The sequence below is a fragment of the Myxococcus qinghaiensis genome, assembly GCF_024198215.1.
Classification (GTDB): Bacteria; Myxococcota; Myxococcia; order Myxococcales; family Myxococcaceae; genus Myxococcus; species Myxococcus qinghaiensis.
Genome location: NZ_JAKCFA010000010.1, coordinates 49,103 through 70,622 on the forward strand (window position 1 = coordinate 49,103; position 21,520 = coordinate 70,622).

The 21,520-nt window shown below is 69.8% G+C and carries 21 protein-coding genes; 15 read left to right on the forward strand and 6 right to left on the reverse strand.

The window, feature by feature from the left end; genetic code table 11:
- Positions 1-63: 63 nt before the first annotated feature.
- From LZ199_RS20015 to LZ199_RS20025, 3 genes are all read left to right on the forward strand, one after another.
- Positions 64-552 carry an ExbD/TolR family protein gene (locus LZ199_RS20015; RefSeq protein ID WP_253995333.1) on the forward strand — a complete coding sequence of 163 codons (489 nt, stop codon included), beginning with the start codon at positions 64-66 and terminating at the stop codon, positions 550-552.
- A gap of 24 nt (positions 553-576) precedes the next feature.
- A complete protein-coding gene (locus LZ199_RS20020; RefSeq protein ID WP_253995334.1) occupies positions 577-1,158 on the forward strand; it encodes an ExbD/TolR family protein in 582 nt (193 codons plus the stop codon).
- A gap of 84 nt (positions 1,159-1,242) precedes the next feature.
- Complete coding sequence (locus tag LZ199_RS20025; RefSeq protein ID WP_253995335.1) at positions 1,243-1,902, forward strand: HAD family hydrolase; 660 nt, start codon at positions 1,243-1,245, stop codon at positions 1,900-1,902.
- Positions 1,903-1,921: 19 nt separating this feature from the next.
- Here the strand turns inward: LZ199_RS20025 and LZ199_RS20030 are convergent, their stop codons facing one another.
- Positions 1,922-2,713 (reverse strand): helix-turn-helix transcriptional regulator, encoded by a 792-nt coding sequence (locus LZ199_RS20030; protein WP_253995336.1) that lies wholly within the window; start codon positions 2,711-2,713, stop codon positions 1,922-1,924.
- Positions 2,714-2,866: 153 nt separating this feature from the next.
- Between LZ199_RS20030 and LZ199_RS20035 the strand changes: the two genes are divergently transcribed.
- The 3 genes from LZ199_RS20035 (at position 2,867) to LZ199_RS20045 (ending at position 5,087) form a co-directional block, all read left to right on the forward strand.
- Positions 2,867-3,481 (forward strand): putative glycolipid-binding domain-containing protein, encoded by a 615-nt coding sequence (locus LZ199_RS20035; RefSeq protein ID WP_253995337.1) that lies wholly within the window; start codon positions 2,867-2,869, stop codon positions 3,479-3,481.
- Between the two features lie 85 nt (positions 3,482-3,566).
- Positions 3,567-4,118, forward strand: coding sequence for a hypothetical protein (locus tag LZ199_RS20040; RefSeq protein ID WP_253995338.1), 552 nt, complete (start codon positions 3,567-3,569; stop codon positions 4,116-4,118).
- Between the two features lie 147 nt (positions 4,119-4,265).
- Positions 4,266-5,087, forward strand: a complete 822-nt coding sequence (locus tag LZ199_RS20045; RefSeq protein ID WP_253995339.1) for a hypothetical protein — start codon at positions 4,266-4,268, stop codon at positions 5,085-5,087.
- Positions 5,088-5,155: 68 nt separating this feature from the next.
- Here the strand turns inward: LZ199_RS20045 and LZ199_RS20050 are convergent, their stop codons facing one another.
- Positions 5,156-5,377: a DUF5683 domain-containing protein gene (locus LZ199_RS20050; RefSeq protein ID WP_253995340.1), complete on the reverse strand. Its 222-nt coding sequence runs from the start codon at positions 5,375-5,377 to the stop codon at positions 5,156-5,158.
- Between the two features lie 198 nt (positions 5,378-5,575).
- Here LZ199_RS20050 and LZ199_RS20055 point away from each other — a divergent pair, with 198 nt between their 5' ends.
- Positions 5,576-8,047 carry an MASE1 domain-containing protein gene (locus LZ199_RS20055; RefSeq protein ID WP_253995341.1) on the forward strand — a complete coding sequence of 824 codons (2,472 nt, stop codon included), beginning with the start codon at positions 5,576-5,578 and terminating at the stop codon, positions 8,045-8,047.
- A gap of 28 nt (positions 8,048-8,075) precedes the next feature.
- Here the strand turns inward: LZ199_RS20055 and LZ199_RS20060 are convergent, their stop codons facing one another.
- The gene (locus tag LZ199_RS20060; protein WP_253995342.1) at positions 8,076-9,059 is read right to left on the reverse strand and encodes a quinone oxidoreductase family protein; all 984 of its coding nucleotides are present in this window, start codon (positions 9,057-9,059) and stop codon (positions 8,076-8,078) included.
- A 98-nt stretch (positions 9,060-9,157) separates the two neighbouring features.
- Between LZ199_RS20060 and LZ199_RS20065 the strand changes: the two genes are divergently transcribed.
- The gene (locus LZ199_RS20065) at positions 9,158-10,123 is read left to right on the forward strand and encodes an AraC family transcriptional regulator (protein ID WP_253995343.1); all 966 of its coding nucleotides are present in this window, start codon (positions 9,158-9,160) and stop codon (positions 10,121-10,123) included.
- 14 nt (positions 10,124-10,137) lie between these two features.
- Here LZ199_RS20065 and LZ199_RS20070 read toward each other — a convergent pair whose 3' ends face one another.
- Positions 10,138-11,424, reverse strand: a complete 1,287-nt coding sequence (locus LZ199_RS20070; protein WP_253995344.1) for a serine hydrolase domain-containing protein — start codon at positions 11,422-11,424, stop codon at positions 10,138-10,140.
- Between the two features lie 75 nt (positions 11,425-11,499).
- Between LZ199_RS20070 and LZ199_RS20075 the strand changes: the two genes are divergently transcribed.
- The 6 genes from LZ199_RS20075 (at position 11,500) to trxA (ending at position 17,125) form a co-directional block, all read left to right on the forward strand.
- Positions 11,500-12,141, forward strand: a complete 642-nt coding sequence (locus tag LZ199_RS20075; RefSeq protein WP_253995345.1) for a TetR/AcrR family transcriptional regulator — start codon at positions 11,500-11,502, stop codon at positions 12,139-12,141.
- Positions 12,142-12,283: 142 nt separating this feature from the next.
- Positions 12,284-12,943 (forward strand): LON peptidase substrate-binding domain-containing protein, encoded by a 660-nt coding sequence (locus LZ199_RS20080; RefSeq protein ID WP_253995346.1) that lies wholly within the window; start codon positions 12,284-12,286, stop codon positions 12,941-12,943.
- Between the two features lie 93 nt (positions 12,944-13,036).
- On the forward strand, positions 13,037-14,929 hold the full coding sequence (nadE, locus tag LZ199_RS20085; protein ID WP_253995347.1) for an NAD(+) synthase: 1,893 nt from the start codon (positions 13,037-13,039) through the stop codon (positions 14,927-14,929).
- Between the two features lie 151 nt (positions 14,930-15,080).
- Positions 15,081-16,223 carry an outer membrane protein gene (locus tag LZ199_RS20090; RefSeq protein WP_253995348.1) on the forward strand — a complete coding sequence of 381 codons (1,143 nt, stop codon included), beginning with the start codon at positions 15,081-15,083 and terminating at the stop codon, positions 16,221-16,223.
- Between the two features lie 146 nt (positions 16,224-16,369).
- Entirely contained in the window at positions 16,370-16,696 is a 327-nt protein-coding gene (locus tag LZ199_RS20095) for an FKBP-type peptidyl-prolyl cis-trans isomerase (protein WP_253995349.1), read from the forward strand.
- 39 nt (positions 16,697-16,735) lie between these two features.
- Positions 16,736-17,125 (forward strand): thioredoxin, encoded by a 390-nt coding sequence (gene trxA / locus LZ199_RS20100; RefSeq protein ID WP_253995350.1) that lies wholly within the window; start codon positions 16,736-16,738, stop codon positions 17,123-17,125.
- Between the two features lie 101 nt (positions 17,126-17,226).
- On the opposite strand, the gene LZ199_RS20105 is transcribed toward trxA, so the two are convergent.
- Positions 17,227-17,823 (reverse strand): DUF2378 family protein, encoded by a 597-nt coding sequence (locus LZ199_RS20105; protein ID WP_253995351.1) that lies wholly within the window; start codon positions 17,821-17,823, stop codon positions 17,227-17,229.
- A 66-nt stretch (positions 17,824-17,889) separates the two neighbouring features.
- Complete coding sequence (locus LZ199_RS20110; RefSeq protein WP_253995352.1) at positions 17,890-18,768, reverse strand: hypothetical protein; 879 nt, start codon at positions 18,766-18,768, stop codon at positions 17,890-17,892.
- 136 nt (positions 18,769-18,904) lie between these two features.
- Between LZ199_RS20110 and LZ199_RS20115 the strand changes: the two genes are divergently transcribed.
- A complete protein-coding gene (locus LZ199_RS20115; RefSeq protein WP_253995353.1) occupies positions 18,905-21,496 on the forward strand; it encodes a TonB family protein in 2,592 nt (863 codons plus the stop codon).
- The last annotated feature ends 24 nt before the right edge of the window (positions 21,497-21,520 follow it).

Genomic DNA, 21,520 nt, shown 5'->3' on the forward strand with positions numbered 1-21,520 from the left:
ACGGCGCGCCCCTTTCAGTCTCTTGCCGCGCCTCACCGCGCGGGGCCTTAGGAGGACAACGCCATGGCCGGCGGAATGGACACAGGAGGTGGTGGGAAAGGCGGCAAGAAGTCGCTCGATGCTCCCATCAACCTGACCGCATTCATCGACTTGATGGCAGTGACCATCAGCTTCCTCATCATGACGGCGGTCTGGACGCAGATTGGCCGTCTCCAAGTCTCCCAGGCGGGAGGTCCCTCCACGGAGGAGGAGCAGCCGCCGACGGAGACCAAGACGGTGCAGCTGACCCTGCTCATCACCCCGTCGGAGCTGCGGCTCTCGGCGGACCAGAGCACGTTCGACCCCATCCCCCTCACCAAAGACGGCAAGGGCAAGACGGACCTGTCCAAGCTGGTGGCGCGCTTCAAGGAGTTGAAGGCGCAGCTGCCGGACCAGACAGCCATCACCCTTCAGCCCGAAGACAAGGTCCGCTACGAGGACCTGGTCCGCATCATCGACGAGTGCATCGGCTCTGGGTTGCCCCAGGTGTCGGTGTCCGCGGCGATGGGCTAGCCGAGCACGGAGCCACACCCAGTCATGGCCATCAAGGTTCCAGGCAAGCGGTACGGCAAGCGACTCGAGCACTCCAAGGTGTTCGGGCACGGCGCCGCCCACGCGAAGCGCAGCGGCTACTCCGACCTGCTCATCACCCCGCTGGTCGACATGTTCGTCATCATCGTGCTCTTCCTCATCGCGAACTTCTCCGCGACGGGCGAGGTGCTGATGATGACCAAGGACATCCAGCTCCCGGAGGCAGTGCACATCCAGGAAGTGGAGATGCACCCCGTCGTCATGGTGTCCGGCGAGCAGGTGAGCGTGTCCGGCACCATCGTCGGTCGCGTGGAGGACTTCTCCAAGGACGAGTACCTCAACATCCCCGCGCTGGAAGAGAAGCTGCGGGACATGAAGAAGCAGTTCGAGGACCTGCACGCGATGGCGAACGACGACGCCAACACGTTCAAGGGCGACATCAACATCCAGGCCCACAAGGATGTGGAGTACGCCATCATCAAGCGGGTGATGTTCAGCTGCGCCACGGCCGGCTACAACAACATCAACTTCGCGGTGCTCACCGTGGCTGGCTCGGAAGACGCCACCACCGCGGCCGTCACTCCCTGAGCGACGGCTGAGCGGGCCTCGAAGCCCTGAACGCCCCGGCCCTGTTGGCTGGGGCGTTTTTGTTTTCACCGGAGACCTCATCACATGCAGCTTCGCGCCGTCTTCTTCGACCTGGATGGGACGCTGGTGGATTCGCTGGGGGACATCGCGGACGCGATGAACCACGCGCTGGCGCACCACGGCCTGCCCACGCATCAGGAGTCCGCCTACCGCCGCTTCGTCGGTGAGGGGGTGAGGGAGCTGGCGCGCAGGGCGGTGCCGGCGGGCCGTGAGGACCTGGCCGCGCCGGTGCTGGAGACATATCGCGCGTACTACGACGAGCACCTCTTCGACCGGACGGCGTCCTACCCCGGCATCCCCGCGCTGCTGGCGACGCTGGCGGAGCAGGGGGTGGTGATGGGTGTGCTCAGCAACAAGTCGGACAGCTTCGTGAAGCGGCTGGTGGAGCGGCTGTTGCCGGGGGTGGCCTTCGCTCGGGTGTATGGCGAGCGGCCAGGAGTGCCTCGCAAGCCGGACCCGACGGCGGTGCTGGGGATGGCGGCGGAGCTGGAGCTCGTCCCCGGCGTGTGTGGCTTCGTGGGCGACACGGCCGTGGACATGGAGACGGCACGCGCGGCGGGCATGTACGGCGTGGGCGTGACGTGGGGCTTCCGGGACGCGGAGGAGCTGCATGCGCACGGCGCGCGCGCGGTGGCCACCACGGCGGATGAGCTGCTCGCGGCGCTGCGCTCGGCGCGCCTCTGAGACGAAGCGGCCTGGAGTCTCAGGCGCCGGGGAGTGTCAGCGTCTTCCTGACCGCGCCCGGTGTCTTGCCGTAGCGACGCTGGAAGGCGTTGCCCAGGTGGCCCTGGTTGGCGAAGCCCGCCTCCAGCGCCACGTCGGCCAGGGGCAGGTGTGTGTCCAGGAGCAGCGCGAGCGCATGTCGCAGCCGCACTTCCTGGATGTGCTGATGGATGCCGGTGCCCATCACCTTGCGGAAGACGCGGCATGCGTGGAAGGCGGACACGCCCGCACCCTGGGCCAGGGCCTCCACGGAGGCTCCCGCGTCGAAGTGGAGTGACGCTTCGTGGGCGATGGCCTCGGCGATATCGCGCTCGCGCCGGCTCACCGAGGTGCCAGGCCGCTCAGTGGGGGAGAGGACGAGGGCCAGGGTGTCCTCCACCTTGACGCGGTCCACGGGCTCGCCTCGCGTCGCGAGTGACAGCAGGGACTGGAGCCGCACATACGCTTCGGTGCTGACCGGGAACGTCGTCGCCTCCGCCTGGAGACACTGAGTCAGCCACGGGCCGCGCACGGAGAGGCACGCGTCGCCACCGCCGTGTGGATGGCGGATTTCACAGGGCCGGCGCGGGTGCATGCGCAGGCCGACACCCGGAGCCACCACCGCGCGCGTCCGCGCATCGCGAAACTGGAAGCGACCGTGGAGCGCGAGGATGACGCGCTCGCTCTCCACGCCTTCTTCCTTCGGCCGGGGGCCGTCGTGCCCGTCGCAAGTCACCCGGGCGAGCTGAAGGTCCGGTGCGCTGAACAGGACGGAGGCGTGCAGGCGCGGCATGCCGTCAGGATGGCGCGTCCACTGGGGACTCGGCAAGGAAGCGCAGGGTGTGCTCTCGGACAGTGGGAGCAAGGATGTGTAAGACGGCTCTGCTCGCGTTGCCTAGGGTTCGCTCCACTTCGGCGAAGCGCCTTCTTTCCGTGAGCACTCCTCATGACTTCTCCCCCAAGCGATGTGAACTCCGACTCGGGCTCGGCGCGGCAGTGTCTCCGCGCGTGGCAGTGGACGCGACAGGACCAACCGGGGAGCGAGTACGCCGAGCTGCGGGAACTCGACGGCGGCTGGGAGTTCGCGGGCTCCGTGGTGGTGGCGGAGGAGGGGGTGCCCTACCTCGCGGAGTACACCGTCACGTGTGATTCGCGGTGGATGACGCGGCAGGCGCGCATCCTGCTGCGCGGAGGGGGAGCGCCACAATCGCTCGTCCTCCGGGTGGACGCGCAGCAGCGGTGGTGGCGTGGCGAGGAGGAGGTCCCCCAGTTCCGTGGCTGCATGGACGTGGACCTGGGCTTCACGCCCTCCACGAACACGCTGCCCATCCGCCGGCTGTCGCTGGAGGTGGGGCAGTCGAGCGAGGTGACCGCCGCATGGGTGCGGATGCCGGACCTGGCGCTGCTCCAGCTGCCGCAGCGCTACACGCGGCTGTCGCCCACGCGCTTCCGGTACGAGAGCCAGGGCGGGAGCTTCGTCGCGGAGCTGGAGACGGATGAGCTGGGCCTGGTGACGCGCTACCCACCCGCGTGGGAGCGCGTCGCCGTCACGTCGCGCTGAGCCCACGCTCCGAAGTCCTCTTTCAACACCGTGCCAGTCATGACGGGGCTCGAGCCTGCTCGGCCCCGAATGGGAGACGTGCATCATGTCGAGTCATCAGCCCCCGCTCTCACAGCGGGCCCTGGAGTTGCTCCGCGCGGATGGACCGCTGCCCGCGCACGCCGAGGCGCTCGCGTTGTTCGGCCGCTTCATCGGCGCCTGGGACATGGACGTCGCGTTCTTCGACGCGGCGGGGAAGGAGGTCTTTCGTCAGCCCGGAGAGTGGTCCTTCTCCTGGGTGCTGGACGGACGCGTCATCCAGGACGTGCTCAGCTATCCGAATCCGGAGGGACTGAGCGCCGCCGTGGGAGAGCGGCGCATCGGCACGTCGCTGCGCCACTTCAACCCGAAGACAGGCACGTGGCGGGTCATCTGGCTGGGGGCCACCGCGGGTCATCTCGTCGTGCTCACGGGCAATCCCGTGGGCGACGAAATCCACATCGAGGGCCCGGACCCGGACGGCAAGGCGCTGCGCTGGATGTTCACCGCGATTGCCGAGGACGCCTTCACGTGGAGGGGCTTCCTCTCGGACGACGGTGGCGCCACGTGGCGGCTCACGCAGGAGATGAAGGCCCGTCGCCGTGTCCATCACCCTTGAGTGCCAGCCCTCCAGGTGGAGGCTGGACGGTGGATTTTCGGGTGGGTCGAGAGCGCGTGCCCCTGCTTCGGGCTGGCCCCGCGTACACGGGCGGTGACTTTCACGGGGGGCTCGCGGCTCTTACGATGGGGCCGTGAGGTTCATCACTTGAGCACCCAGGGCCCCGTGCCCGGCGTGGAGGGCGTTCGGACGTTGGCGACGACGCCCGAGCCGAACGTGTTGGCCGAGGCCACTCCCACGAGCAAACGCCAGGTGGTGAAGGGCGTGGCGCGCGCGGGTCTGCGCATGCTCGTGGGCGTGGTGCCCGCGCTCGTGGGCTCCGGGCTGTGGGGCGCGGTGAAGGGGTTCTTCCTCTTCGGCACCCTCGGCCTCGCCCTGGCGGGGACCTTCCTCATGGCGCCGCGCCTGCTCGGCATGCCGCCGACGCCCGGCTGGCTGGAGGCCCTGAGCCTGGGGCTCACACCTTTCGCCCTGGCCCTGGCGGGCGGGTACGCGCTGATGCTCAACGGCATCGGCTCGCAGCTCGCCGAGGAGGCGCAGGAGCGTGGCTGGATGGGGTACGCCTATGCCGTGCTCAAGCCCGCGGCGCTCCAGGTCGCCCAACGCCTGCGAAGCACGGGCCCGCTCGGTCGCAAGGAGCTGATCCAAGCCATCAAGTCCTCCGTGGCCGAGCAGCAGCGCGAGCCTGCCGAGGAGGACACCGGGCCGCCGTCGCGCACGGCGCGGATGGAGCGCTTCCTGATGGAGCAGTCCTACCGGGTCCTGGGCGCTGTCGCCCTGCGCACGGTGCTCACCGCGCCCGACACCGAGACGGCGGTGCGCGAATTGGAGACGCTGGCCGTGGACCGGCTGGAGGTCTCCCTGGTGGAGCGGCTGGAGGACCTGTTCTTCGTCCAGCAGGTGCTCGCGCTCGTCGTCGGAGTGCTCGTCGCGGCGATTCCGACCTTCATCCTGCTGTTCTCGCGCTGAGCGGCGCGGTGAAAAAAGCGCGGGCCGACTACCCCTGAGAGCCGGCCCGCGCCCCGCGAGTGCCGTCGCTATACGACGGTGACGCGGTATTTCTCTTGGTCCTCCGCCCGGTTGTGCGCGGTGGCGGCGGCGATGATGTGGCACACCCAGCCCAGGCACCCTCCGGTACCAATCCAGAAGCCGGGGGTGATGATGAGCCAGAAGACACCGCGCAGAATGTCGCCGTTGTAGATCTGCCCCACACCGGGGATGAGAAAGGACAGCAGGGCTGCGATTCCGGGACGCGACATCGTCTGGGTACCTCCTCTTGTCCTTCCCTACGCAGGGCCCCCGAAGCCATTGCATCCGCGAGGTGTTTCCGACCTATCGGCTCCTGGACGCTTGCCTGCCCTGCGCTGCGGGGGGAAGGTGCAATACCGAGCCTGGCCCGCTACCATGGACTCCACTTTTGTGAACCCGTCGGGTCGGCGGACGGGTCTTCCGGGGGGATGGTCATCATCGGGCTGCTTCGAGCCAGCGCACGCGCGCTTCGCGGACGGCATCTCTTCGAGATGCTGGTCCTGGCTGGGGTGTATCTCGCCGTGGCTCGGCTGGGCCTTTCCCTGTCCACCGTGGGGGGAAATGTCAGCCCCGTCTGGCCGCCCACCGGAGTGGCGCTCGCGGCGCTGGTGCTGCGCGGTCCGCTGCTGTGGCCGGGCATCTACCTGGGGGCCTTCCTGGCGACCGCGTCCACGGGCGTGCCGCTGTCGGTGGCGCTGGGCGTGGCCACGGGCAACACCCTGGCCACGGTGCTGGGGGCATTGCTGACGCGACGGCTGCGCATGGACGCGGACCTGTCACGCATCCGCGACGTCGTCGTGCTGTGCGTGGGGGCGGGTGCGGTCTGCACCGGGGTCAGCTCGCTGGTGGGGCCGTTGTGCCTGCTGCTGGGCGGCGTGCTGCCCGCGGAGATACTGGGCCGCGCGGTCTGGGTCTGGTGGGTGGGGGATTTGATGGGCGTGCTCGTGGTGGCGCCGCCGCTGCTGCTGCTGAGCCGACCCACCTGGCCTCACCGGGCCGGCGAGGCGCTGGCGCTGGCGGGGCTGACCACCGTGCTGGGCGCGAGCATCTTCCTCTTCCGGAACCTGCAGCCCGGCTTCGCGCACGCGGCCAGCTTCCTGCTGTTCCCGATGTCCGCGCTGGCGGCGCTGCGCTTCGGTCCTCGGGGCGCGGCGGCGGCCACCCTGGCCATCTCCATGGTCGCCATCACCGGCACGGTGCGAGGCCAGGGGCCGTTTTCCTCGGGCAACGTGGAGCAGGACCTGCTCGTGCTCCAGCTCTTCGTCGTCGTCAACGCGGTGACGGGCCAGCTGCTGGCGGCGGCGAGCGAGGAGCGACGGCGCGCGGTGGAGAAGCTCCAACTGCTCGCCACCACCGTGAGGGGCGTGCACGAGGGCGTCTTCATCGCGGAGGTGGAGGGCCCGGGCAAGCTGCGGACCGTCTTCGCCAACGAGGCGCTGGGCCTGCTGTTGGGGCGGTCTCCGGAAGAGCTGGTGGAGCAGGACCCGTGCAAGCTGTACGGCGACCAGGACCCCCGGCTGTGTCAGCGTCTGAATGCGGCGCTGGTGGCGGGCGAGTCGCTCTGCGTGGAGACGACAGTGCCGCGCAAGGATGGCCGGGTCATCTCGACGGAGGTGCTGCTGTCGCCGGTGCGCGCCACGGGCGGGGACGTGTCGCACTTCGTGGCCACGCACCGGGACATCACCGCCACCAAGGAGCTGCAGGCGCGGCTGGTGGCGGCGGAGCGGGTCGCCGCGGTGGGGACGCTGGCGGCCGGGGTGGGGCACGAAATCAACAACCCGCTGGCCTACCTGGTGCTGAACCTGGAGTCCGCGACGCGCGCGCTGACGGAGGGCGGGATGCTGGGACAGCGGGACGCGCAGGTGAGCGTGCGCAGCGCGCTGGAGGGCGCCGAGCGAATCCGCCTCATCGTCCGCGACCTCCAGGTGTTCAGCCGTCAGGGGGACCAGGACCGGACGCTGGTGGACCTGAACGCGCTGGTGCCTCCGGCGGTGCGCATCATCAGCCATGCGCTGCGCCACCGCGCGCGGTTGGTGGAGGAGTTCGGCCCGGTGCCCAAGGTGCTGGGCAGCGAGGCGCGGCTGGGACAGGTGCTGCTCAACCTGCTCGTCAACGCGATGCAGGCGGTGCCCGAGGGCAACCCGAGCCTGCACGAGGTGCGCGTGCGCACCAGCACGGACGTGACGGGCCGGGCCCGCGTGGACGTGGTGGACACGGGCATGGGCATCTCCTCGCAGGTGATGTCGCGCATCTTCGAGCCCTTCTTCACCACCAAGCCCACCGGCGAAGGCACCGGGCTGGGGCTGGCCATCTGTCAGCAGATTGTCCGCACGCACGGGGGCGAGCTGGAGGTGCGCAGCGAGGAGGGCAAGGGCTCCATCTTCACCATGCTGCTGCCCGCGGCGCCGGTGCAGGTGGAGGTGCCGCCCCGGCCGGTGGCGCGCGGCAAGCCGGTGGTGCCCTCCACGGGGCGACGGGGACGCGTGCTGGTGGTGGACGACGAGCCCCGGCTGGCGCAGTCGATGCGGCTGCTGCTGGAGCCCTACCACGACGTGGTGATGACGACGCGAGGCAGCGAGGCCCTGGCGCTGGTGTCCGCGGGCCACCGCTTCGACGTCATCCTGTGTGACTTGCAGATGCCGGAGGTGGATGGCGCCACGCTCTACCGGCGCCTGGGCGTCATGGCGCCGGAGCTGACGCGGCGGGTGGTGTTCATCTCCGGCGGGGCGTACACGGCGGAGATGCGGGACTTCATCGAGACGGTGCCGAATGTGGTGCTGGAGAAGCCCGTGAGGCCGGAGGTGCTGATGGCCTCGGTGGATGCGGCGCTGGACGCGCTCGACGCCCAGGCCGAGGACGACGAGCCCACGGTCGCCCGCGTGAGCGGCGCACGCCACTGAGGCCCCGGCTCGGCGTGGGCTTGGGGGCTCAGTCGATGCGGATGACGACCTTGCCGGTGGTGCTCCGCTCGGCCATCGCTCGATGGGCCTGGGCAACGGCTTCGAGCGGGAAGGTCTGTCCGATGACCGCCTGGAGCTGACCTCGCTCGACGAGCGACAGCGCCTCGCGGAGTGCCGCCTGGCGTTGCTCGAAGGGCAGGGTGAAGGTGGCGAAGCCGACGATGGACTGGTTCTGGGCCATCACCCCGGTCATCTGCTCTCGGCTCCACTGCGTGTCGAACATGCTCTCCGCGCCGAAGAGCACCAGCCGCCCCCGGAAGCTGAGGGCCTGAAGACTCCGGGCAGGCAGCTCTCCGCCACCCGCGACGAAGACGATGTCCGCGCCGAGTCCACCGGTGGCCTCGCGAACCCGCGCGGGCCAGTCCGCATGGGACGTGTCCACGGCGGCGTCCGCTCCCAGGCGCAGGACGAGGTCTCGCTTGGCTTCAGTGCTCGCGCCACCAATGACTCGGGAAGCACCCATCCGCTTCGCGAGCTGCACCAGGAAGGTCCCCACGCCTCCAGCGGCGGACGGGATGTAGATGGATTCGCCCTCGCGCAGCCGCGCGCCTTCGCGCAGCCCGAGCAGCGCCGTGGGGGCCTGCGCGGGAAGACAGACGGCCTGCTCGAAGGAGACCGCGTCGGGGAGGGCGAGCACGGTGGCTGTCGGGGCGATGGCGTAGCCCGCGAAGGCCCCTTGATTCGGCAGGACGGCGACGACGCGGGTTCCCTTCGTGAGTCCCTGGACACCGGGGCCGAGCGAGTCCACGACTCCCGCGGCCTCCAGGCCCGGGACGAAGGGGAGCGGCGGCGTGCCGGGCATGCGGCCCTCGCGCTGGCCCAGGTCGGTGAAGTTGAGCCCCGAGGCGTGCACTCGGATTCGGACCTCGCCTTCTCCGGGTGTGGGCGTGGGCAGGTCGTCGAGGCGCAGCTCCTCGGGGCCGCCGAACCTGTGCAGGCGAATCGCTTTCATGGTGTCTGTCTCCGGCACGGCGGGCCGTGGGACGAGGAGGCTCGCGCTTCCACGCCCGCCGCGTGACTGGACCTATAGTCCTGGGAGAAAGGACAAACATGCGCCAGAAGTCCGTTTCTCTCGTCCAACCGTCCGGTGAAAAGCCCGGACTCGATGTCCTCGCGGACGTGCTCCAGGGCGTGCACCTGCGCAGCCGCGTGCACGCGCGCTACGAGCTGACGGCACCGTGGGGCATGCGCATCGACGGCTCTCCCTTCCCGCTGTTCTACGCGGTGATGCGCGGCAACTGCCTGCTGTCCACGGACGAGCGGGAGCTGTCACTGGCGGGCGGTGACTTCGTGTTCATCCCCGCCAATGTGAAGTTCACGCTGAAGGACCGGCGTGGCACCCGCGCGCTGCCCATCGCGGAGGTCTATGCGACGCGCCAGCCCCTCCGCTGCGGCGGCGTGCTGCACTACGGAGGGGACGGTGAGGCGGTGACGCTGGTGGTGGGCTCCTTCACCTTCGAGGGTGAGACGCTGAGCCCCCTGGTGAAGCACCTGCCGACGCTGCTCCATGTCCGGGCGGATGACCCCAAGTCCCCTCGGTGGCTGGAGTCGACGCTGCGCTTCGTGGCCTCCGAAATCGAGGCGAAGCAGCCTGGACACGAGACGGTGGTGAGCCGGCTCGCGGACGTCCTCTTCGTGCAGGCCTTGAGAGCGCATCTGGAGTCGTCCTCCGGAGAGAACGGCTGGCTGCGCGCGCTGGTGGACCCGCGCATCGGCACGGTGCTCCAGCGTGTCCACGAGAAGCCGGAGGCACCGTGGACACTGGAGGGGCTCGCTCGGCTCGCGGGCATGTCGCGCTCGGTCTTCGCGGAGCGCTTCAAGTCGCTCGTGGGCGAAGCGCCGCTGGCGTACATCGGCCGGTGGCGAATGCACCGGGCGATGGCGCTGATGCGCGGCCGGGACGTCGCGCTGGCGGAGGTGGCGCGCGCCGTGGGCTACGAGACGGAGAGCTCCTTCGGCAAGGCGTTCCGGCGCTGGGTGGGTGTGACGCCGGGCGCGTTCCGTCGACAGGCCTGAAGGAGCGCTCGTCCCTACTGCTTCTTCGCGGGGGGCGCCGCGGGTGCCTTCGCGGCGGCGTAGACGGCATCACGCACGGCGCCGGGGAACGCGCCCGACATGCCCTCCAGCGCGGTGTTGGTCAGCGCCACCACCGTGATTCCACTTCGCGGGTCCACGAACCAGTGGTGCCCGTAGGCGCCACCCCACTGCCACGTCCCCGCCGACTGGGAGCTGTGCGCCTGCGCCGGGTCGATGAGCACCGCTGACGCGAGCCCCCAACCCCAGCCCGGACCCTGCGGCTGCGACTCCGAACCCACGTGGATGGCGCCGAGCTGCTCGACGGTGGCCTGCTTCAGCACCGGCGCTCCACCCTTGCGCAGCGCCTCCAGGAACTTCACGTAGTCGCTCGCCGTCCCCACCATGCCCGCGCCTCCAGAGGGGAAGGCACGCGTGTCCAGGGCCCGTCCCGGCGTGTAGTGGACCACTCCCGCGCCGAAGGGGATGTCGTGTGTCTTGTCCATGCGCGTGGGGGTCGGCTTGCCGTCCACATACGGCGTCGCGAGCCGCGAGACGTCGCTGACGCGGAAGCTCGTGTCCTTGAGTCCCAGGGGCTGCGTGACGAGCCGTGAGACGACCTGGGGCAGCGGCGCGCCTCCCGCGCTGGCCACGACGGCGCCCAGCACGTCCGTGGCCACCGAGTAGGCCCACTTCTCCCCAGGCTCCGAGGACAGCGGGACGGTGGCGAGGCGACGCAGGTTCTCCTCCAGCGTGAGCCCCGGCGGGTTGTCGAGCCCATCCGAGACCCGGGCCTTTTGATACGGCCCGGGGACAGGCTGGTTGAAGCCGTACATCAGGCCCGCCGTGTGCGTGAGCAGATGCTTCACGGTGATGACGGGCTCGCGTCCATCCGGAAGCTTGGGGCGGAACGTGGGCAGCCACTTCGTGACGGGGTCCTCCAGCGACAGCTTCCCCTGGTCGACCAGCGCGAGCGCCGCGACGGAGACGAGCGGCTTCGTCATCGACGCCAGGCGGAACACCGCGTCCTCGCGCAGGGGCTTCTTCGCCTCGCGGTCCGCGAAGCCCGCGGCGCGTCGATAGAGGACCTCACCGTCCTTCGCGACGATGACCACGGCCCCGACGATGCGCTGGTCCGCGAGCGCCTGGTCGATGACCGGGTCCAGGCTCGCCGCGAAGGCGCTCGACTCGGGGCTCACCGCGACAGCGCCCGCCACGGCGGCGCGCGGTGCGGACTTCACCGGGGTGGCCGGAGTGACACCAAGGCCCGCGGCCACCAGGAAGGTGGCGACAATGGAATTCATCGGAGGGGACTCCTTTTTGTGTAACGAGTGTTATGTAAATAGGGAGCCCCTTTTCCGATTTCAATAGTGAGCGTTATGAAAATCGACACCCCCGCCCGTCCCCGCCCGCGCGGCAGGCCCCGCGAGTTCGATGAGCTGAAGGCGCTGGACCAGGCCATGCTGGTGTTCTGGCGGCTGGGCTATGAGGGCGCGTCGGTGGCGGACCTCACCGGCGCCATGGGCATCACCGCGCCCAGCCTCTACGCGGCCTTCGGGTCCAAGGAGGGGCTCTACCGGCGCGTCCTGGAGCGCTACCAGACGGGCCCCGGGGCCTATACGTGGACCGCGCTCACCGAGGAGCCGACCGCGCGGGGCGCCATCGAGCGGGTGCTTCGGGAGTCGGCCCGGGTCTTCACCCGCCGCAAGCACCCTCACGGGTGCATGATTTCAACGGCCGTGCTGCGCTGCGCGGAGGCCCACCAGCCCGTGGCGGACCTGGTCGCCAGCCTCCGTACGAGCGCGGTGGAGCTGTTTCGCGAGCGCATCGCCCGGGGAATCGAAGCCGGAGAGCTGCCACCGGGCACGGACGCGAGCGCCATGGCCCGCTACCACGGCGCCATCCTCCAGGGCATGTCCGTGCAGGCCCAGGACGGCGCGAGCGAGGCGGAGCTGCTCGGGCTGGTGGACGTGGCGATGCGGGCCTGGGGCGGAGGGGCTGGCCGCCCGCGCGCACGGTAGTCGGCGCGCAAGGCCGCACCCGAAAACCCCCAGCGAATCCCGGGGGTTGTGCACGGGGTGCGGGCCAAGGCCGTGGTGGGAGGCGGGTTTGCGGTGCGACGGGCGTCCGAGAGGCTTATCAACACAGGTAAGGATGCCCGACATGACCGCCCAAGAACGCGTGGAGCGCGCCTCCGCCAGTGCGCTGAAGGTCTTCCCGTTGCCGTCGGCGGTGCTGTTCCCCCACACCGTCATCCCCCTGCACATCTTCGAGCCCCGCTATCGGGCCATGGTGAAGGACGCGCTCGCGACGGACCGCGTCGTCGCGCTGGCGCAGCTCGAGGACGGCTGGGAGGGCAAGTACGAGGGCCGGCCGCCCATGCAGTCCATCATGTGCGCCGGCGTCATCGTCTGGGACGAGGAGGTGGAGGAGGGGCGCTACAACATCCTCCTTCAAGGTGTCAGCCGCATCCGCATGGTCACCGAGCTGACCACGGACAAGGCCTACCGCGAGGTGCAGGCGCTGGCGCTGCCGGACCTGCCGTACCAGGGGCCGGAGGAGGAGCGGCTGCGTCAGGCCGTCTTCGAGCTGGCCGGGCGCGTGCCGCCGACCTTCGCGGAGAACCTGCTGCCCGTGACGGCCCGTGCGACGGGCGGCATGCTGGCGGACGTGGTGGCCTCCGCCATCAGCCCGGAGGCGGAGCGGCGCCAGCACCTCCTCGCGGAGCTGGACGTGAAGCGCAGGCTGGAGGCGGTGCTGGAGGACGTGGGCGAGCTCATCGCCCGGCTCCAGCCCGTGCGGCCCTCGGGCCCGCTGAACTGACCTGGATTCGCCCGGCCTCGTGGGGCTTGCCTTGTGCGTCGCTCCGCGCATTGCTGCGCTCCGCGTCGGACGCGAAAGGGGAGCGGGAGAACCATGCGGCTCGTGAAAGTCGGCATCGCCAGCGTCAACACCACCGTGGGGGCCTTCGTCCAGAACACGGACCGGGCCCTGGTCCTGGCGAAGCGGATGGCCGAGGACGGCGTCACCGTGGGCGTCTTCCAGGAGCAGCTCCTCGCCGGCTACCCCGCCGAGGACATGGTCCAATGGCAGGGCTTCATCGACCGGCAGTGGCCGGAGCTGGAGCGCTTCGCGCGCGAGACGGTCGCGCTGCCCACCGTCTTCGTCGTCGGCGTGGGCGTGGCCCTGCAGGGCCAGCGCCTCAACTGCGCGGCGGTGGTCGCCGGAGGCCACGTGCTGGGCCTGGTCCCCAAGGAGAAGCTGCCCACGTACAGCGTCTTCTATGAGGCGCGGACGTTCGGCCGGGGCCAGCCGGGCATGAAGGAGCGCTACCGCGGCGTGCCGCTGGGCGACTACCTCTTCCAGTTCGACTTCGGCCTCGTCGCCCCGGAGGTCTGCGAGGACATCTGGAGCGCGGACGGCCCCATGCGCCGGCGCACGTACTCGGGCGCGGAGCTGGTGGTGAACATCTCCGCGTCGCCCTTCCGCCTGGGCTTCGTGGAGACGCGGCGGGAGCTCATCGCCACCCGCGCCGCGGACCACCAGTGCACCATCGCCTACTGCAACGCGGTGGGCAGCAACGACGGCCTCATCTTCGACGGCGGCGGCTTCCTCAACCAGAACGGCCGCCACGTCATGGAGACGCCGCGCTTCCAGGAGGGCTTCGCCTCGGCCGTGGTCGACCTGGACCGCACCCTGCGCCTGCGCGGCGAAGCCACCACGTGGCGCGTGGACCGCGAGGCGTGGCTGACCACCGGCGGCCAGGGCACCCCGGTGCTGGACTGCACGGAGGCGGTGCGCACGCGGCGCGAGACGCTGACGTACCCCGTGCCCTCGCACCGCAGCTTCTTCCTTCCTCCTCCGGACAAGCGGCGCCCCGCGCGCGAGGCGCTGTGCGAGGACATCCTGGATGCGCTCTCCCTGGGCGTGGGCGACTACTTCGAGAAGACGCGCGCCTTCAAGGTGCTGGGCATCGCCCTGTCCGGTGGACGTGACTCGCTGTTGACGCTGCTCATCGCCCACCGCTACGCGAAGCGCGCGCGGCCGGACAACCCGGGCTCGCTCATCCAGGCGTTCTACATGCCCAGTCGCTACTCCAGCGACTCCACCCGCGACGCGGCGGAGACGATTGCGCGCGAGCTGGGCGTGTCCTTCCAGATTGTCTCCATCGACGAGGCCTTCGAGCGCGAGCGCGACGTGGCCGCGAAGATGCTGAACGGCACCCCCGTCACGCCGATTACCGAGCAGAACATCCAGGCCCGCCTGCGCGCCCAGCGCATGTGGAACTGGAGCAACTCCTGCGGCGGCCTGTTCCTCCAGACGGGCAACATGAGCGAGAAGTCCGTGGGCTACACCACCATCGGCGGAGATTTGATGGGCGCGCTCGCCGTCATCTCCAACCTGCCCAAGACGGTGGTGATGTACCTCTTGGACTACCTCCAGGACGTCACCGGCTACGAGGGCATCCGCAAGGTGCTCGCCAAGCCCGCGGGGCCGGAGCTGGCGCACAACCAGGTGGGGGAGGAGGAGCTGATGCCCTTCCCCATCCTGGACGCGTGCTTCTACCTGTTCGCGAGCGAGAAGCTCACGCCCGCGGAGATGCTCCAGGCGCTGACGCCCATGTTCCCGGAGGTGGAGGCCTCGAGGCTGCGCGGCTCCGTGGACAAGTTCGTCCGCCTCTTCACCCAGTCCATCTACAAGTGGGTGCAGTCTCCGCTGTCGCTCCACGTCGGCAACCTCGACCTGGACCGGGAGCGCGCGCTCCAACTGCCCGTCGTCACCGGCTCGGAGTGGATGCGCGAGAAGTAGGCCTGCTCGTGCAACCGTGTCGCCCGGGCTCCACGCCCGGCCGCCTGCTCAGCGAGGAGGCACGCTTGGGTGATCTCCACCCAGGTGTGCCTTGCCGGATGTGGCCTCGCCAACAACCTTCATGTCAGCCACTCGACGCACGGAGGGTTGGATGAAAGCGAAAATTCTGGCAGGCGCCATCGGGGCGCTCCTTTACAGCACCTCGGCATTGGCTTCAGACGGCGACTGCCCACCACCCAGGGCGAGCACGGACAGCACTGGGAAGGGCGTGCTGCTGGCTCAAGCGCAGGACTCCTCCGCGGATGACTTGTATCAGGAGGAAGACGTCATCATCGAGACCGAGCCCGTGCCCGACTCCATGGGCGCGGATGACAGCTCGGGCATCGGTGGCAGTGGACAGAGCGGGCAGGATGACTCGTCCAGCAGCAGTCAGGCCGTTCCCCCCGCGGAAGGTGAACTGCGGATGAACATGCCGCTGCGCTGCGAGCCGGTGAACCAGGATGCCTCCCAGCAGGGCACGGGTGGCAGTGGTTCCACGGGTCAGCAGGACATCCAGGGCCTGCAGGCGCCGCCGCCGCAGTCCTCGCCGCAGCCGCGTCCGGATGCGGCTCCCGCCGTGGAGCCTCGCTCCGAGTCCTACCCGGCCGAGCCGCAGGACGATGCCTTTGGTGGCAGTGGTGTCGCGGCGCCTCCGCCTTCGGACTTCCGTCCGTCGGCTGAAGCCGCGGAGCCCATCGAGCCGCTCGAGGTGAAGAAGAAGGACAAGCACGACATGAAGGGGCTGAGCCTGATGGTCGGCGGTGGTGTGGAGGGTTACACCGGCGCGCTGGCACCGCAGATCAACCCGGGCCCCACCGCGGGCGTGACGGCGGCCATCCGGCCGTCCAAGGTGTTCGGCATCGAGCTGGGCTACACCGGCGCGCTGAACGACATCGATTCGAAGCGCGGCGAAATCGACACGGACGGTCCTGACCTCGTGCGCAACGGCGGCACGGCGGTGGCGACGCTGGGTCTGGCCCCCACCGCATGGCAGCCGTACCTGCTGGGCGGCATCGGTATCAGCGACTACAACTTCCGTGGCGGCCAGTCGCTGGGATATCGGGATGACACCGTGGGCAACGTGCCCGCGGGCGTGGGCCTGCGCGGCCACGTGGGCAACTTCACGGTGGACGCTCGCGCCAACTACAACTTCCTGTTCGACAAGGAGTTCGCCCCTGGCATCGAGTCCGGTGGCGGCGACTTCGACGGCGGGGGTAGCTACCAGGGCGTGGTCAGCGTGGGTGGTACGTTCTGACGCAGGCCGGATGAAGCCTTCACGCCTGGCGTGAGTCGGTGGCGCGGTGCCCGGTAGCCAACGGGCCCGCGCCACTGTGCTTTCCAGTGCGGCGCCCCGGGGGGCGGCGAGTTAAGGTGGAACCTTCTACTGCAACAGGAGAAGGAATGGGCCTGGGTATCGAAGACGTGAAGGTGGGAACTGGCACGGAGGCCACCTCCGGCAAGTCGGTCACCGTGCATTACGTGGGGACGCTGACGAACGGCACGAAGTTCGACAGCAGCCGGGACCGGCCGGGTCCGGGCTTCACCTTCAAGCTGGGTGCGGGCCAGGTCATCCAGGGCTGGGACCAGGGTGTCGCCGGGATGAAGATTGGCGGCGTGCGCAAGCTCACGATTCCGCCCGAGCTGGGCTACGGCTCCCGCGGCGCCGGTGGAGTCATTCCGCCCAACGCCACCCTGCTGTTCGAGGTGGAGCTGTTGGAAGTCCGCTGAAGTCACGCTCCGCCCAGGCGGGGAGAAACGAGGGCCGTCATGGCGACGGTGACAATCACCAAGGACAACTTCAAGGAAACAGTCGGCAAGGATGGCATCGTCATCCTGGACTGGTGGGCGTCGTGGTGCGGCCCGTGCCGCATCTTCGCGCCCACGTTCGAATCGGCGTCCGGCAAGCATGCGGACATCGTCTTCGGGAAGATTGATACCGAGGCGCAGCCGGAGCTGTCCGGAGCGTTCGAGATTCGCTCCATCCCCACGCTGATGGTGTTTCGTGACGGCATCCTGCTCTTCGAGCAGGCTGGCGCGCTTCCCGCCGCCGCGCTGGAGGACCTGGTCCGCCAGGTCCGCGCACTCGACATGGAGCAGGTGAAGAAGGAAGTCGAGGAGCGCCGGAGCAAGGAAGGCAAGGAAGCGCCCAAGGCCTGAGTCGGTCCTCGGCGGGCGGGCCTTGGGCCTGTCCGCGCCGCTGGCCGGAAGCGTCTCGCGGTGCTTCCGGCCGGTCGGCGGCTCCCTCGGAAGAGAGGGGGCTACCAGTGGATGAGCAGCGAGAAGTCCTTGAAGGGCGGCTCGCCGGACTCCAGCTCCACGCGGAAGCGCCGCTCCGGGTTCGTCTGGAGCAGGCCACTGCGCACCAGGCCACTGCACCACGCGGGGCCGAAGAACTCGTCCTTGAAGCGCAGGCGCGCGGTGGTGTCGGAGACGCGCTCGTACTCCCGCTCGCCGAAGGTGCTGGTGGCGCCCGCGAGGCCCGCGCTCATCGACAGGCCTCGGTGCGGGTCCTCGCCGGTGATGGCCATCACCATGGCGCCCACGGGGGCGGAGAAGACGTGGCCCGCGGCGGTGAAGGACAGCTGCTCCACGGCTTTGGAGTAGTCCTCGCCCAGCGCGCGCTCCACGGAGCTGGCGCCCTCGTGGAGCAGCTCCAGGTACTCGCGGGCGGGGCGGTGCGAGGGGGCGCCGCGCGCGGGGACGCTGGGGATGGGCGGCGCTCCGGCGGCCCGTGCCAGGTTCTGACCCATCCGCTGGGCGATGCTTTCGCGGAGGCTCTGCACGAACAAATCGAGCACCAGGTGCTCGGGACGACACAGGGCCATACGGGCCTGCAGGTGCGGAGGAGAGTCCATGTGACTTTCCTAGCGGCGGCAGGCCCGCCAAGTCCAGCGGGGGTGGGGTGTCCTCGGGTCGACCTGTCATTTGGCGACCGTGCAGACACCTCCACCGTTGAGGTGGGCCTGGTCGACGATGCTCTGGGTGACGAACTCCTGCAGCGTGCGCACATCATGCGCTCCGGGCAGATACACCACCGGCTGACCCGCTGCGTCGCGCAGTTCAAGACCTTGGGCATCCTTCAAGTCGGTGAGCTGCTGTGAGGCGAGGCCCTCGGGGGTGATGAGACGCTCCGGGTTGGCCGTGGCGGCGAGCGCGTCGAAGCGCAGCTGCACGCCTTTGTGGGTGCCGAGCCTGTCGTAGAACATGTGTTCGGCGTGGATGGTGACCTCCACGTCCGCGCGTGAGCCCTCCGGGACGATGATGCCCTGGGTGCCATCCACCCCGTTGATGCAGTCCACCATGCGTGCCTGCACGGGGAAGCCCATGCGGAAGTCGAAGATGCCCACCCCCGCCTTCACCGCGCGCCCCTCCACCCAGTAGCTGAAGCCGCGCTCGCGCATCATCGCCAGGTCCACGGCGGAGACCTGGCCGTCCGCCAGCTCCGTGTCTTCGCGGGGCGGGCTCACGTGGAAGCCCACGTTCCAGCGGCCCGCCGGCAGGCCCGTCAGCTCCGTCAGCGGGATGTCGCCCTTCTGCACGTCCACCAGCACGTGGCGGCGGCTGGCCTGCACCTCGCCCGAAGCGGACGTCAGGGTGAAGTCCCCGAGCGACACGAGGTACTTGGTGAACTGCACGGACCAGCCGTCCTGGAAGAGCGTGTCCGGCAGGCCCCGCTGGGTGCCGTCTCCACCGCTCATCGTCACGCGCACGTCTCCCGGAGCCACGGAGTCACAGGCCGGGAGCACCAGTGTCAGCGCCAGCAGCGCGCAGAGGCCAGGGACGCTTGAGGTCAGGTTCATGTTTCTCTTATGTATATGCAACTAAGTTGCAATTCAAGCAGGCCGTGTTGTATCTCCCGGCTGTCGACGTTCCGGTGGCGAGGTGTCTTGGGGTGCCGCCGAACCCAGGAGTGAGGTCCTCGCCGTGTGGATTGCGATGCTGGTGTTGTGTGCGGTGGGGGCGTTGGAGGAGCCGCCCATCTCGCCGCCCGTGCCCGTGGAGGCGGCGGCGCCGCTGATGCCCGGGGATGCATCGGTGCTGGAGCGCCCGGCGACGGTGCTGTTGCGGCTCACGATTGACGACGTGGGCGCGGTGTCTCGGGTGGAGGTGCGTGAGTCGGCGGGCCCGGTGTTCGACCGGGCGGCGATGGGCGCGGCGGTGCGCTGGCGGTTCGAGCCGGCGCGGCGAGGTGGAGTGCCGCTGGAGGTGCAGGTGGAGGTGCCGGTCCAGTTCGCCCCCGCGCGAGCAGGCGAGGCGCTGGCTGAGGGGGCGGCAGCGGCGCCGTCGGGGTCCGAGTCCGTGCGAGCCGCCACCGGGGACACGTCGCACGGGGAGACGGGAGCGATGTTGTCGGCGCCAGTGTCGACCGAGCCCGCGGGTGGGGCGACCTGGGAGTCGTCACCGTTGGATGTTCCCGAGGCGTCGAAGCCGTCCGCTGGAGGGTTCTCCACCACGGTCCGAGGCGTGGCCGAGGCGCCGCCGCCCGTCGCGGTGGGGGACTTCCACATCGAGGTGGGGCAGCTCGCGGACGTCCCGCGCAACTCCGCGTCCGACCTGATGTTGCTCGCGCCCGGAGTCATGCTGGCCAATCACGGCGGCGAGGGCCACGCGGAGACGGTGTTCATCCGAGGCTTCGACGCGGGCGAGGGCAAGGACGTGGAGATGCGCCTCAACGGCGTGCCCCTCAATGAGGTCTCCCATGCCCACGGGCACGGGTACGCGGACACGTACTTCATCATCCCGGAGTTGGTGGACTCGCTGCGCGTCACCGAGGGGCCCTATGACGCCTCGCAAGGCGACTTCGGCGTGGCGGGCACGGTGGAGTACCAGCTCGGCCTCGCGCGTCGCGGGCTCACCGCGTCGGCCAGCTACGGCAGCTTCGCCTCGCGTCGGCTCGCGCTCGTCTGGGGCCCGCCCGAGTCCACTGAAGCCACCTTCGTGGGGCTGCTGCTGCGACAGGGGCAGGGCTTCGGACCGAATCGCTCCTTCGCCAATGCGACCGCCATGGCGCAGGTGGAGCTGCGGCTGGGGGACGACACGCGGCTGCGCCTGCTCGGGGCCAGCTATGGGGCCCGGTTCGCGTCTGCGGGCGTGGTGCGGGAGACGGACGTGGTGGACGCGCGGTTGCCGTGCGCGGCGGACGCGGACTCGCAGTTCTTCTGCTTCTATGACGAGAACCAGGGCGGCGCGAGCCAGCGGCACCTCGTCTCCGCGGAGCTCCAGTCGCGGCTCAAGCGCGGCGGCAGGATGGTGCAGCAGGGCTATGTGGTGCTGCGGCAGACGCGCATCCGCGACAACTTCACGGGCTTCATCCAGGACACGCCGCCGGGCGAGGACGCGCAGCGCGGAGACGGCACGGAGGGCTACTACCGGGGCAGCACCCTGGGGCTGCGCGGGCGCTACATCCCGGGGCTCACCCTGCTGGGACAGTCGCGTCCGCTGGAGCTGGGCTACGTGGCCCGCTACGACGATGTCCGCACGCGCTCCCGACGACTGCGGGACAGCGGAGGCGCGCCGTACTCCACCATGTTCGACAACCAGGTGCGCACCACGAACCTGGGCGGATATGCGTCCCTGCGCGTGCAGCCGCTCGACTGGCTGGCCCTGCGGGTCGGCGTGCGGTTGGACACGTTCCTGTTCGGCGTGGAGGACCTGAACCGTCCCGCCGTGGACCGCGACGGGCCGCGCATCCCCGAGGAGTCCCTGGACGCCTATGGCTTCTTCGCGAGTCCCCGCGCCAGCGCGGAGGTGAAGCTGTCACCTCGGCTCACGTGGTTGACGAGCGCGGGGCTGGGCGCGCGCTCCAGTGACGCCGCCGCGCTGTCGGACGCGGAGCTGGCGCCGTATGCGCGGGTCGCCTCGGGAGAGACGGGGCTGGGTTGGAAGCGGGAGGGCGAGGCGCGGCCGTACTCGCTGGAGGCACGGGGCGCGGTCTTCGCCACGCGCGTGTCTCAAGACTTCGTCTTCGACGAGAGGCTCGGACGCAACCAGCCCATCGGCGCTTCACAGCGACTGGGCGCCTTCGCCACGGGGCGGTTGCAGTGGGCCGACTGGCTCGATGCGCAGGCCTCGGTGGCCTGGGCTCGTGCGACGTTGCCCGTGCCGGGGGCCTCCTCGTGGAAGCTGTGGGACGGCGCGGTGATGCCGTACATCCCCGCGCTGCTGGGCCGGGTGGATGCCTCGGTGCGAGGCCACGTCACCGTGGGCAGTGAGCGGCTCGGGTGGAGCGTGGCGCTGGGGCACAGCGCGGTCGGGCCTCGGCCTCTGCCGCTCAATCGCTACAGCGAGCCGGTGTTCCTCTTCGACGTGGGCACTCGCGCGCGCTGGGACTGGATGGAGCTGGGCGTGTCCGTGGAGAACGTGCTGGATGCGCGCTGGCGTGAGACGGAGCTCAACTACGTCTCCAACTTCCGGGGCCCCGATGCACCCGCGTCCCTGATGGCCACGCGCCACTTCTCCGCCGGAGCCCCGCGCACCTTCCGAGGCACCCTCACGCTGTACCTGGACTTCGAGGAGGACGCTCCATGAGGCGCTTGTCCCATCCGCCCGAAA